The sequence below is a fragment of the Nonomuraea marmarensis genome, from assembly GCF_043197025.1.
GTDB lineage: Bacteria > Actinomycetota > Actinomycetes > Streptosporangiales > Streptosporangiaceae > Nonomuraea > Nonomuraea marmarensis.
On record NZ_JBICRM010000048.1, the window covers coordinates 18532 to 31235 of the forward strand.

Here is a 12704-nt window from a genome sequence, read left to right on the forward strand (position 1 = left end):
GGGTCGGGTGGCCGTGACCATCTGACCCCGCCCTCTGGTCAGGAACCCGGCATGAACGGGCTGCCCTTGGGCCCGGGGAAGGCGTAGCGCTTGCGGAAGTCGTCCGCCGCCGCCTCCATGGTCACCCAGCTGACGCCCTCGTGGCCGCTGATGTACTCGATCAGGCGTTCGAGCATGAGCAGCACCTGCGGCCGTCCGGCGACGTCCGGGTGGATCGTGAAGGCGAAAACGCCGTAGTCCTGCTCCCGATACACCCAGTCGAACTGGTCCCGCCACCAGGCCTCGACGTCGCGGGGGTTGACCCAGCCGGCGCTGTTCGGGGCCTTCTTGATGAACATCATCGGCGGCAGGTCGTCCATGTACCAGTTGGCACCGATCTCGACCAGGTCGATGACCTCGCCGCGCTGCAGCGGCGTCATCCAGGTGCTGGCCTCCTGGGAGTAGTCGATCTTGGTCCAGCTGTCGCCGACACGAGCGTAGAACGGCATGAAGTCGTGGAAGCCCTGGCTGTGGTCGTAGGTGAACCCGTACTTCTTCAGCAGCGACGCGGTGATGTTGGACATCTCCCACCAGGGCGCGACGTAGCCGCGAGGGGCCCTGCCGCTGACCTTCTCGATGAGATCGACGCAGTAGGAGAGCACGTCCTCCTCCTGCTTGGGGGTCATGGCGATCGGGTTCTCGTGGGAGTAGCCGTGCGCGCCGATCTCGTGGCCCGCGTCGACGATCTTCTTGACCGAGTCGGGAAAGGTCTCGATCGAGTGACCGGGGATGAACCAGGTCGCCGGGAGGTCGTACTTCTTGAAGAGGTTCAGCACGCGTGGGGTCCCGACCTCACCGGAGAACATCCCCCGCTGGATGTCCGACGGCGAGTCCTCGCCACCGTACGAGCCGAGCCATCCTCCGACGGCATCGATGTCGACGCCGAATACGCACTTGATGTCCTTGGGCATGTAGATCTCCTCCTAGATGGCGAACACCCCGGGTTCGCGGCGGTCGGGACTGTTGACGGGAACGGGGCTCGGATCAGTCGAGCCGTACCTTGCGGGGGTCGACGTTGCGGGCAGCGAGGATGATCAGACCCGAGGCCAGGATCGGCAGGCAGCCGAAGATGAAGGCCGTCTTGGTCCAGCTCTCACCGCTGGCCAGCGCCCAGGTGATCAGCACGCCGCCCAGGATCGCGCCGACCTGGCCTGCGGCGTTGATGATCGAGCCGCCGGTCGCCCGGGTGTGGACGGGGAAGCTCTCGCCGTTGAAGAACAGCAACGCCGCGTAGGGACCGATCAGGAAGAACAAGCCGGCGCTGTAGAGGGCGATGATCAGGCCGAAGCTTCCGTTGGGGACGAGCAGCATGCCGCTGAAGGAGACCGCGGACATGATCCACCCGATCACGATGGCGTTGCGACGGCCGATCCGGTCGCCGAACCAGCCGTGGAAGAGGTAGCCGGCGAAGGCCGTCGCGTTGGAGATGATCAAAATGGCCAGCGCGTTGTCGAAGGTGATGTCCTTGCCGTCCGCGGCGGTCAGTAGCGAGGTGCCGAGGATCGCGAAGGCGAGGACGCCGAGCCAGTTGAACAGGGTGGCCAGGCCGATCACGAGGGTGGAGCGCAGCGACTCGCCCTTGAACGCGGACGCCAGCGGGGCCGACTGGTCGGTCAGGTCCACGCCGGCCGTAGCCGCGAGCGCCTTGGCCTCCTCGGTGTGTCCTTCGGCCAGCAACTGCTCCGCGCGGCGACGCACCGCGAACTGCGGGCTCTCCTTGAGGTAACGAGCCGCCCACAACATGAAGATGGCCGGGAACACGGCGACGATGAAGCACAGTGCCCAGCCGCCGATCGGGAACAACACGTAGATCGACACGGCCGCGAGCACGGAGCCGATCGGCCAACCCGACTGCACCAGGGAGTAGATGAAGCCGCGGCGGCGGGCCTTGGCCGGATCGGAGTACACCTCGGCGAACATCTCGTTCAGGTAGGTCGCGTTGATCGCCTGCTCGGCGTAGCCGAGACCGGCCAAGGCGCGCACCAGGATCAGGATCACGACGCCTATACCGGCGACCACGCCGACGACCCAGCCCGCCAGCGCGGTGAGGAGCGAGGCCACGGCCGCTCCGATGACGGAGATGATGATGCCCTTGCGGCGGCCGACGCGGTCCACGAAGGGCCCGATGCCGAAGGCGACGAGCGCGGTGCCGGCGGTCACCCAGGTGTTGATTCCGGTCGATTGGGACGATGACCAGCCGTGGTCGGCAGCCAGTTCGGGAAGGAGGTTGCCGAACAACACGAAGTCGTAGACGGCGAAGGTCCAAGCGAAGAAACACACCCAGGTCGCGATCTTCACGTCCTTGGCGGTGACACGATGCGGCTGGGAGGCCTGCCCGGCAGGAGCACTCAGTGACGCCGAAGAATCCATTTGCCTTTGTTCCGTTTCCTAGAGTCCGCACCGGGCCGGTGACACGGGGGCGGCGGGGGGTGGGTGCGGGCTACCCAGCGGTGACGCGGGAGGGCAGACCGATACGCGCGGCCGGTCGTCGGGGGAGCGATGAGGTCTGTCTATCCAGCGGCGCGCCTTGTTAGACTCATGACCAAATCGGCGAATATGTAAGGCCATTTATAGCCAGGGGATTGTGGCCGGTCAAGGGTCTGTTTGCCGCTTCTTGCGGCGGCCTTGATGTTCCGGCGCAGTACGCGCGGCTTGCGGATCGCGGCGGAGACCAGAGGGCCGGCCGTCAAGGATCTCGGGTGCCGCCTGCAAGAGTCAGCATCGGGCTGCTCGGGAGGGTTGAAAGAATCTACGATGTTGTCCAGCATTTGGTACAACAAATGCGTCCCGCTTGACCCAGCGCTAGGAAGGAACCCGGTGAGCTCAGCGGCGAAGACCGAGCCGGCGTTCCGGCGCGTTTGGGGCGACCTCCGAGCGCAGATCCTGGGTCACGCGTTCCCGCCGGACACGCCCCTGCCCACCGAGGCCGAAATCGCCCGCCAGTACGCCGTGAGCCGCCAGACCGTCCGGCGTGCCTTCCAGGACCTGGTCGCCGAGAACCTGGTGTTCCGCGTGCCGGGCAGGGGCACCTTCGTCATCCCGGCCTCGGGCCGCTACCTGCGGCAGTTCGGCTCCGTCGAGGACCTGATGGGCCTGTCGGCGGACAGCCAGTTGCAGGTCGTGCACCCCCTCGCCGCCGCGGTGGACACCAACTCGGCCAGCAGGCTGCGTCTGCCCGACGACCGGGTCGTCACGATGTCCTTCCTGCGTCTCCATCACGCTGAGCCCTTCTCGCACACGAGGGTCTATCTGCCGCCGCGCGTCAGGGCGCACCTGGGTGAGGTCGAGGAGTTGACGACACCGGGGACGGTCAGCGAGGTCACCGTCATCGGGCTGCTCGACCAGTCCCTCGAGGCTCCGATCCAGGACGCCGAGCAGAGCATCACCGTCGGCAACGCCCTGGCCGAGGTCGCGGAGAGCCTGGACCTGCCGGTGCACACCCCCCTGCTGCGGATCGACCGGATGTACTTCGACACCAACGGTGATCCGGTCGAGCTGGCGATCAGCCACTTCCACCCTGACCGCTACTCCTACCGCACCCGGCTTCGCCGCCACCACGCGTAGGGCTTCCACCCCTGCTGGCTAGCCGGTGCCTCTGTTTCGCGGCATGGTGCTGAGAGGTGTTGACGCCTGACCAACTTTCTGCCTAAATGGCCGTACATTTACGTTCATAGCCATCGCACATCCGAGGAGCTGACGCTGTGATGTCCGTTGCCCGGGAGGTGGCGAACTGGGCCGCAGGCCTGCGCCCCACCGCTGAGGATCTCGAACTGGCGGACCGTTCCCTGCTGGACACGGTCGCGGTCGCGGTGGCGGCGCGCAACGAGCCCGTGGTCCAGGCGGCCTCGTCCCTGTCAGAGGCGGGCCGATGGGCGGTGGCCGCGCACGTGCTCGACTTCGACGATCTGCACATGGAGTCGACGACCCACATCAGCGCCGTCTGCGTGCCCGCGGTCCTGGCAGCCGGGGGAGACGCGCGTGCCTACCTCGCCGCCGGCGGAGTGCTGGCCCGGCTGGGCGGTGCGCTCGGCTGGTCGCACTACACCTCCGGCTGGCACGTCACCACCACCGCCGGCGCACCGGCCGCGGCCGTCGGCGCCGGTGTGGCCCTCGGGCTCGACGCCGACAGGATCGCCACGGCCATGGCTCTCGCGGTGCCCGCGGCGGGTGGTGTCCAGCGAGCGTTCGGCACCGACAGCAAGTCGCTGCAGGTCGGCTTCGCCGCTGACGCGGGCGTCCGGGCCGCGTATCTGGCCGCCGCCGGAGTCAGTGCGGACGTCTCCGCGCTGGACCAATGGCTGGAGCTCGTCGGGGGCGACCCGAATGCCCTGGATTTGACCGGCCCGGCGATTCCCGGCGGCATTGGCATCAAGATCTTCCCTTGCTGCTATGCCTTGCAGCGCCCGATCAGCGCCCTGGCCGAACTGGCCGGCAAGGTGGACGCCACGCGGGTCAGCCGCATCGTGCTCAAGACGCCCAAGGGTACGGTCACCCCGCTGATCCACCACCGGCCGGACACGGGGCTGCAGGCCAAGTTCAGCCTCGAGTACGCGGCGGCGACCGCCTTGCTGGACTCCCATCAAGGCTTCGCGAGCTTCACCGACCACGCCGTACAACGACCCGAGGCCCGTCACCTGGCGGACCTGGTCGACGTACGGCTCGGCGAAGGTGACGACGGGCTGCTCGCCGGAGAGTTCGAGGCGGAGGTCCACCTCGGCGACGATGTGCTGCGCGTCAGGTCCCGGTTCCCGCCCGGTTCACCGCAACGTCCTCCCACGCGGGAGGAGCTCCTGCGCAAGGTCGAGGACTGCCTCGACGGCACCACGCTCGACCCCGAGACCATCCGATGGTCCTCCGCGAGCCGGATCCTGCGCGACCACCTCTGAGACCGAACCGCGTAGCGCACTGAGGCGCCGCATCGACCACGAACGGAGAGGAGCTCCCGTGGAGGGACTGCATGAGGACGAGCAAGCGATCGTCGAGATGGTCCGGCACTTCGTCGACCGGGAGGTGAAGCCGGTCGCGCGGGAGCTGGACCACACCGACACCTACCCCGAGAAGCTCATCGAGCAGATGAAGCAGTTGGGCGTGTTCGGCCTGGCGATCCCTGAGCCCTGGGGCGAGGCTCGCGTGAGCACGCCCTGCTACGCGCTCGTCACCGAGGAGCTGGCCCGCGGCTGGATGAGCCTGGCCGGCGCCATGGGTGGTCACACGGTGGTCGCGAAGCTCATCCTCGATTACGGCACCCAGGAGCAGAAGGACACGTACCTGCCGCGGATGGCGACCGGTGAACTGCGCGCCACGATGGCGCTCACCGAGCCCGGCGGCGGCTCCGACCTGCAGGCGATGCGTACGTCCGCGTCCCATGCCGGTGACGAGTACGTCATCAACGGCTCCAAAACGTGGATCACCAATGCCCGCACGGCAGGGCTCATCGCGTTGTTGTGCAAGACCGACCCGGCCGCCACCCCGGCGCACACGGGCATCAGCATCCTGCTGGTCGGGAAGGGCCCGGGCTTCTCACTCTCCCGTGACCTGCCCAAGCTGGGATACAAGGGCGTGGAGAGCTGCGAGATCGCCTTCGACGACTTTCGCGTCCCGGAGTCGTCCCTCCTGGGCGAGCGCGAGGGCGAGGGGTTCGCGCAGATGATGCGCGGGCTGGAGATCGGCCGCATTCAGGTGGCCTCCCGGGCCCTCGGCGTCGGCCGAGCCGCGCTGGAGGACGCGCTGCGCTACTCCCAGGAGCGGGAAAGCTTCGGCAAGCCGATCTGGAAGCACCAATCGATCGGCAACTACCTCGCCGACATGGTCACGAAGCTGACCGCCGCCCGCCAGCTCGTTCTCCACGCGTCGCGCCGTTTCGACTCGGGCGAACGCAGCGACATGGAAGCCGGCATGGCCAAGCTCTTCGCCTCCGAGGCCGCCATGCAGATCGCGCTCGACGCCGTCCGGATCCACGGCGGGTACGGCTACTCCACCGAGTTCGACGTGGAGCGTTACTTCCGGGACGCGCCCCTGATGATCGTGGGCGAGGGCACCAATGAGATCCAGCGCAACGTCATCGCACGCCAGCTGGTCAGCCGCGGCACGGTGGCACCCTGACATGAGCGCACACGCCGAACCCCGCCGGCCCGCGACGGTGGATGTGCTCAGCGCCCGCTCCTGGTTGTTCGTCCCTGGTGACCGCGGCGACCGGTTCGCCAAGGCGGCCGCGAGCGGCGCTGACGTCGTGGTCTGCGATCTGGAGGACGCCGTCGCCGCCGATGCCAAGGAATCGGCCCGCGCGGAGGTCGTGCGCTGGCTCGGTGCGGGCGGCGCCGCCTGCGTGCGGATCAACGCCCACGGCACTCCGTTTCACGATGCGGACGTCTCCGCGCTGACCGGGATACGGGGCCTGCGTGCCGTCATGCTGCCGAAGGCCGAGGATCCGCGGGTTCTGGCCGAGCTGGGCGACGTCCTGGGCCCGGACACGCCGGTGGTCGCGCTGGTCGAGACGGCGTTGGGCCTGCACCGCGCATTCGAGCTGGCCTCGGCGCGGTGCGTGGCCCGCCTGGCCTTCGGCTCGATCGACTTCGCTCTTGACCTCGGTGCCGAGGATGCCCCGACGCCGATGTTGTACGCGCGTTCCTCTCTCGTGGTGGCGTCGCGCGCGGCGCGGGCAGCCGCACCGGTCGACGGTGTCACCGTCGTCCTGGACGACCCTGCCGTCGTCGAGGCGGAGGCGGCCACCGCGGCCGGTCTGGGCTTCGGCGGTAAGCTGTGCGTCCACCCGCGCCAGGTGAGCGCCGTCAACGCCGCGTTCAGCCCCAGCGAGGAGGATGTGCGCCGGGCCTGCCGGATCCTGAACAGCGCTGCTGACGGCGGTGCGGGACGGCTGGACGGCCAGATGGTCGACCGGCCGGTCGTGGCAGGCGCCCGGGCGGTACTGCGACGGGCCGGCCTGGAGCCCGTCCCTGACGACCCGAGGAGGTCCTAGTGCTCCCGTTGGAGGGCATCACCGTCGTCGCGTTGGAACAGGCCGTGGCGGCGCCGTTCGCCACCCGCCAGCTGGCCGACCTCGGCGCACGCGTGATCAAGGTCGAGCGTTTGGGCGGCGGGGACTTCGCCCGTGGCTATGACGGTGCGGTCAAGGGCATGTCGAGCTACTTCGTGTGGCTCAACCGGGGCAAGGAGAGCATCACGCTCGACATCAAGGCACCCGATGACCGCGCGCTCCTCGACGCGATGCTCGCGCGGGCGGACGTGTTCGTGCAGAACCTCGCGCCAGGGGCGGTGCAGCGGCTCGGCCTGGACGGGGAGACCCTGCGGGCGAAGCACCCACAACTGATCACCTGCTCGATCTCCGGTTACGGCTCGGCGGGTCCCTACCAGCACAAGAAGGCCTACGACCTGCTCATCCAGTGCGAAGCCGGCCTGCTGTCGGTGACCGGCACGCCCGAGGCGCCCGCCAAGGCCGGCATCTCGGTCGCGGACATCGCGGCCGGCATGTACGCCTACAGCGGTGTGCTCACCGCCCTGTACGAGCGCGAGCGCACCGGCGCCGGCACCGGCTTCGAGGTGGCGATGCTGGACGCACTCGGGGAGTGGACCAGCCAGCCGTACTTCTACGCCGGCTACGGCGGCACGCCTCCGAGCCGCACCGGCGCCCGCCACGCCTCCATCTCTCCCTACGGGCCGTACCGGGCCGGCGACGGGGCGGAGGTGTTCGTCGGCTTGCAGAACGAGCGCGAGTGGGCGGTCCTCTGCGCCGACGTGCTGGGCCGGCCAGAGTTGTCGCAGGATCCCCGCTTCGTCCGCAACTCCAGCCGCGTGCAGAACGACGCGGAGCTGCGCGTGATGATCGAGGACGCCCTGTCCGGCCTGACGGCCCAGCAGGTCACCGAGCGCCTCGACGAGGTTGGCATCGCCAACGCCCGCATGCGTACCATGCTCGAGTTCGCCGAGCACCCGCAGTTCGAGGCCCGCGACCGGTGGCGCGAGGTGGACACGCCTGCCGGCCCCGTCCGCTCCCTGCTGCCTCCGGTCACCGTGGCGGGACGGGAGGCGGCCATGGGCGCGATACCAGCGGCCGGCCAGCACAGCGACGCCATTCGTGCGGAGTTCGCCGCCAGGGCGACCGACTCGACGGAGGACCAGACGTGATGTCGAGCGAAGCCGCCGCAGGGCAAGGCGGAGCCCAGACCAGCCGTCGCACCGAGCTGATCACCCCCGAGCCGGCCGAAGCCCTCGCCGGCCTGCTGGACATCGACCCACCCGCCAGCGGCGAGGAGCTGCCAGCCCTATGGCACTGGGTCTACCTGCTCGAGCGTCGCAGGCAGGCAGACCTGGGCCCGGACGGGCACCCGACGCACGGCACACCGGATCCCCCGGGTCCCGGCCGGCTGCGCATGTTCGCCGGCGGGCGGGTGTCCACGCACACCCCGCTGCGCTTCGGCGAGCCCGCGACTCGCACCACGTGCGTCATCCGTACCGCGGAAAAGGAAGGCAAGTCCGGGCCGCTGACGTTCGTGACCCTCCGCAGCGACATCGAGCAGGGCGGCCGGCTGGCGATCGCCGATGAGCAGGACATCGTCTACCGGACCCTCGGATCGGCGCTTCCCGCGAAGGCCGGCACCGCCGAGACTTCCGTCTTCACGGCTCCCGAGGGGAGCCTGGGGCTCGATGTGGACTCCGTGGTGCTGTTCCGGTTCTCAGCGCTGACCTACAACGCGCACCGCATTCACTACGACCCCGCGTATGCCGCGCGGGAGGGCTACCCTGGCCTGGTCGTGCACGGGCCGTTGCAGGCCCTGATGATGGGCGAGCTGATCCGTCGCTCGGGCGTGCCGTTCGCCGGCCAGGAGTTCGCCTACCGACTGGTCGCGCCGATGTTCGGCGAGCAACGCCTGACGGTGACCCCCGACCCCGCGGAGCCCTTCGTATCGGCGCACGTCATGGACGGCGCGGGCAGGGTCACCGCGACGAGCACGCTGCGCCCGTGGAGCACATAGGACTGCGCGCCCAGGACATGGGTGACGATGGCACCAACGATCTGCTGGTCTCCGACGTCATCCGCACCGGTGAGCTGCTGTCCTGGTTCCTGATCGAGCATCTGGTCGACACCCCGCTGGTCGAGGCGCCCCACAACTGACCAGCCGCCTCTTGCGCCATGCGGCTGATTGTGCGCTGCGGTGGCCGGGCACCGTCATCATCAACCGCGCCACGGCAGAGGCACGCGCGGCCGGATAAAAGATCTTCAACCACAGGTGTTGATGATTGCTCCTTGGTGCCAGAGCGGATGCGAATGTCGTGGAATAAGAGTGGGGGAGAGGGAATGAGTAACGAACCACCGAACACGACCACGGACGCCGGTATCCCCGCGCCCAGCGATGAGTACGCACTCACGGCCGGCCCCGCCGGCCCTGTGCTGCTGCAGGATGCCTACCTGAACGAGAAGCTGGCCCACTTCGTCCGCGAGCGTGTCCCCGATCGCGTGTACCACGTCAAGGGCGGCGGCGCCTTCGGCTACTTCGAGGTGACCGCCGACGTCACCCAGTGGACCAAGGCCGCCTTCCTCAACGAAGTCGGCAAGCGCACGCCGATGCTCGCGCGCCTCTCGTCGGTGGCCGGCGAAGAGGGCTACCCGGACTCGGACCGTGACGTGCGCGGCTTCGCCCTCAAGTTCTACACCGAAGAGGGCAACTATGACCTCGTCGGCAACAACACGCCGGTCTTCTTCGTGCGCGACCCCATGAAGTTCCCTGACTTCATTCACTCGCAGGAGCGCATGCCCGACACCGGCCTGCGCAGCAACAACATGCAGTGGGACTTCTGGACGCTGTCGCCCGAGTCGGCCCACCAGGTGACGATCCTGATGAGCGACCGGGGCACGCCGCGCTCCTGGCGGCACATGAACGGCTACAGCAGCAGCACGTACCTGTGGGAGAACGCCGCGGGCAAGAAGTTCTGGGTCAAATACCACTTCAAGACCGAGCAGGGCATCCAGAACATGACCGACGCCGAGGCCAGGGCCATGCGCGCCGAGGACCTCGACTACCACCGGCGTGACCTGTGGGAGGCGATCGCCCGCCAGGACTACCCGTCCTGGCGCCTCGAGATGCAGATCATGCCCTTCGAGGACGCGGCCGACTACCGCTTCAACCCCTTCGACCTCACCAAGGTCTGGCCGCAAAAGGACTACCCGACGATCCCCATCGGCCGGATGGTGCTCGACCGCAACCCCGAGAACTTCTTCGCCCAGATTGTGCAGGCCGGATTCGAGGTGTCGAACATGGTCCCGGGCATCGGGCCCAGCCCGGACCGGATGGTGCTGGGCCGGATGTTCGCCTACGGCGACTCGAGCCGCTATCGCACCGGCCCGAACTATGACCAGCTGCCGGTCAACCGGCCGATCAACGAGGTGCACAATTACAACAAGGACGGCCCGATGCGCTACCGCCACAACGGGAACCAGCCGGTCTACGCACCGAACAGCTACGGCGGCCCGCGGGCCGACCCGCAGCGCTACCGCGATCCGAGCTGGTTTATGGAGGCCGCCGAGATCATGCGCACGGCCTACGTGGCGCACAAGGACGACAACGACTTCATCCAGCCCGGCACGCTCTACCGCCAGGTGATGTCGCCAACCGATCGGGACCATCTGGTCGGCAACATCGTCTGGCACCTGAGCCAGGGGGTGGAGCGCTTCATCCAGGAGCGCGCCGTCAACGACTACTGGAGCAAGGTCGACCCCGACCTCGGCACGCGCATCGCCCACGATCTGGGTCTGGCGACTCCACCGCGGTAGAGGAGACAATCCGCTCGCGGCGCCCGAGCAAGCGTTGCCGCTCGTCCGCCCAGACGTAGACGTAATCCGTGCCGGACAGGTCCCGCTCCTGGAATACGGCGTGGTCGGCCTGCCACTGGGCGGTCAGCCGGGTCACGGTGGCCGAGGAGAGGCCCACCGAGGGCCCCAGGAACTGCGCCAGGGCGGGCACGAAGTCTCCGGTTGCCGAACCGGCAAAGCCGCACGCCCCGAACAGCAGCCACCCTGTGACGCCTTGACCGCGACACCATGGCGGATCATCTCCACCACGCCTTCGTTGGTCTTGGGGCGGAGTCGGCGCCGGATCGCGTGCTCTGCCCCCGACATGGCCTCGGCGAGTACCGCCCGCATGCCCATCGTGACCAGCAGCGATAGAATTCAATGAAGGCTTGGGCCGGGCAGGGGAATGGGCCTAAGCCGGATACGCGGACCGGGGGCTGGCGTGGGGAGCGGTTTGACCCAGCGGGCGGTGGCTGCGGGGATCGTGCTGGCGCTGGTCGTCGGGGCCACCTTTGTGACACTGCTGTTCTCGATCGCTGACATGCACCGGTCGCAGCTTCGCACGAGGCACTCCACGCAGGTCCTGGTGGTGGCCAACCGGTTGGAACGTCTGATCATCGACATGGAGACGGGCCCGCGCGGGTTCGCCCTCACAGGTCAGCAGCAGTTCCTTCAGCCGTGGCAAGAGGCCGTCGCGGCATACCCCGGGGAGATCGACAAGCTGGAGCGGCTGGTCGCCGACAATCCCGCGCAGCAGGCTCGCGCCCGGCGGATCGCGGCCGCGGGTACCTCGTACATCGACGACTACTCGACGCCGCTCGTGGAGGCCGTCCGCCGCGACCCCGATGGGATCCCGGCCACGGTGGTCGTCGAGGGGAAGCGGCGCGTGGACGCGATGCGCGCGGACTTCGGCGCGCTGGTGGCGGCCGAGCAGGCGGTGGTCGATGCCCAGCAGACGCGCTCCGACGCGGCCGCGCGCCGCGCCGGCGTCGTCGGCGCGGCGGGCCTGATCGCGTCCATCGCGCTCATCGCGGCGTATACGGGCTACCTCACCCGCGCGGTGGTCGCGCCGGTCCGCCGCGTGGCCGCGATCGCCGGGCGGCTGGCGGGCGGCGACCTCGCGGCGCGCGTGCCGGGTCGCGGTGCCGGTGAGATCGGCCTTCTGACGCGTAGCTTCAACACGATGGCGGCCACCCTGGCCAGGAACCGGGAGGAGCTGGCCGCCTCGCGCTCACGCATCGTGACCGCCGCCGACCAGGCCCACCGGCGTATCGAACGCGACCTGCACGACGGCATCCAGCAGCGGCTGGTCTCGCTCGCGCTCGACATCCGGTCCGCCCAGACCGCGCTGCCCGAGGACCAGGCGGAGCTCGGTGAGCAGCTGAACCGGCTGGCCGACGGGTTGGGGGAGGCGGTGGACGAGTTGCGCGAGATCTCCCGCGGCATCCACCCGGTGATCCTGAGCCGGGCCGGCCTGGTTCCGGCCCTGAAGGCCCTGGCCCGCCGCAGCCCGGTCCCGGTCGAGCTGGATGTGAACGTACCCGTCCGGTTGCCTGAATCGGTCGAGGTGGCCGCGTACTACGTGGTTTGCGAGGCGCTTGCGAACACGGCCAAACACGCCCGCGCGACGGTCTCGACGGTGCGGGCAGACGCCCGGGACGGGGTCCTGCATCTCGAGGTACGCGATGACGGCGTCGGAGGCGCTGCAGTCGGCAGGGGGTCCGGGCTGGTCGGAGTCACCGATCGGGTCGAGGCGCTGGGCGGAGCCATCACCGTCATCAGCCCGCCTGCTCAGGGCACCGCGCTCATCGTCGATCTCCCGTCGGCGGTCGATAGCCAGCAGATGCTGCCCACGGGCTGA

The 12704-nt window shown here is 68.8% G+C and carries 10 protein-coding genes and 2 pseudogenes; 9 read left to right on the forward strand and 3 right to left on the reverse strand.

Going from position 1 to position 12704, the window contains the following annotated elements:
- Positions 1–38: 38 nt before the first annotated feature.
- Complete coding sequence (locus ACFLIM_RS45270) at positions 39–950, reverse strand: polysaccharide deacetylase family protein (RefSeq protein ID WP_393176147.1); 912 nt, start codon at positions 948–950, stop codon at positions 39–41.
- Between the two features lie 73 nt (positions 951–1023).
- A complete protein-coding gene (locus ACFLIM_RS45275; protein ID WP_393176149.1) occupies positions 1024–2337 on the reverse strand; it encodes an MFS transporter in 1314 nt (437 codons plus the stop codon).
- A 519-nt stretch (positions 2338–2856) separates the two neighbouring features.
- Between ACFLIM_RS45275 and ACFLIM_RS45280 the strand changes: the two genes are divergently transcribed.
- The 8 genes and pseudogenes from ACFLIM_RS45280 to ACFLIM_RS45315 all read left to right on the forward strand — a co-directional run bounded on the left by ACFLIM_RS45280 (position 2857) and on the right by ACFLIM_RS45315 (position 10825).
- Positions 2857–3603 carry a GntR family transcriptional regulator gene (locus ACFLIM_RS45280; RefSeq protein ID WP_393176151.1) on the forward strand — a complete coding sequence of 249 codons (747 nt, stop codon included), beginning with the start codon at positions 2857–2859 and terminating at the stop codon, positions 3601–3603.
- Positions 3604–3743: 140 nt separating this feature from the next.
- Positions 3744–4925: an MmgE/PrpD family protein gene (locus tag ACFLIM_RS45285; RefSeq protein ID WP_393176152.1), complete on the forward strand. Its 1182-nt coding sequence runs from the start codon at positions 3744–3746 to the stop codon at positions 4923–4925.
- A 58-nt stretch (positions 4926–4983) separates the two neighbouring features.
- Entirely contained in the window at positions 4984–6141 is a 1158-nt protein-coding gene (locus tag ACFLIM_RS45290) for an acyl-CoA dehydrogenase family protein (RefSeq protein WP_393176154.1), read from the forward strand.
- 1 nt (position 6142) lies between these two features.
- A complete protein-coding gene (locus ACFLIM_RS45295; RefSeq protein WP_393176156.1) occupies positions 6143–7015 on the forward strand; it encodes an HpcH/HpaI aldolase/citrate lyase family protein in 873 nt (290 codons plus the stop codon).
- Positions 7015–8181, forward strand: a complete 1167-nt coding sequence (locus tag ACFLIM_RS45300; protein ID WP_393176158.1) for a CaiB/BaiF CoA transferase family protein — start codon at positions 7015–7017, stop codon at positions 8179–8181. The genes ACFLIM_RS45295 and ACFLIM_RS45300 overlap by 1 nt, the downstream gene beginning before the upstream one ends.
- Positions 8178–9029 carry a mesaconyl-C4 CoA hydratase gene (locus ACFLIM_RS45305; protein ID WP_393176160.1) on the forward strand — a complete coding sequence of 284 codons (852 nt, stop codon included), beginning with the start codon at positions 8178–8180 and terminating at the stop codon, positions 9027–9029. Before ACFLIM_RS45300 ends, ACFLIM_RS45305 begins: the two co-directional genes overlap by 4 nt.
- Before the next feature lie 11 nt (positions 9030–9040).
- A pseudogene (locus ACFLIM_RS45310) lies at positions 9041–9169 on the forward strand (DNA starvation/stationary phase protection protein); the annotation flags it as partial.
- Between the two features lie 183 nt (positions 9170–9352).
- Positions 9353–10825 carry a catalase gene (locus tag ACFLIM_RS45315; RefSeq protein ID WP_393176162.1) on the forward strand — a complete coding sequence of 491 codons (1473 nt, stop codon included), beginning with the start codon at positions 9353–9355 and terminating at the stop codon, positions 10823–10825.
- A gap of 43 nt (positions 10826–10868) precedes the next feature.
- Here ACFLIM_RS45315 and ACFLIM_RS45320 read toward each other — a convergent pair.
- A pseudogene (locus tag ACFLIM_RS45320) lies at positions 10869–11036 on the reverse strand (IS256 family transposase); the annotation flags it as partial.
- Between the two features lie 261 nt (positions 11037–11297).
- Here ACFLIM_RS45320 and ACFLIM_RS45325 point away from each other — a divergent pair.
- On the forward strand, positions 11298–12704 hold the full coding sequence (locus ACFLIM_RS45325) for a CHASE3 domain-containing protein (RefSeq protein WP_393176164.1): 1407 nt from the start codon (positions 11298–11300) through the stop codon (positions 12702–12704).

What these genes read in the sequence shown, in the direction of transcription:
- ACFLIM_RS45270 (WP_393176147.1), bottom strand. Translation starts at nt 950, where the DNA reads ATGCCCAAGGACATCAAGTGCGTATTCGGCGTCGACATCGATGCCGTC.
- ACFLIM_RS45295 (WP_393176156.1), top strand. Translation starts at nt 6,143, where the DNA reads ATGAGCGCACACGCCGAACCCCGCCGGCCCGCGACGGTGGATGTGCTC.
- ACFLIM_RS45285 (WP_393176152.1), top strand. Translation starts at nt 3,744, where the DNA reads ATGTCCGTTGCCCGGGAGGTGGCGAACTGGGCCGCAGGCCTGCGCCCC.
- ACFLIM_RS45315 (WP_393176162.1), top strand. Translation starts at nt 9,353, where the DNA reads ATGAGTAACGAACCACCGAACACGACCACGGACGCCGGTATCCCCGCG.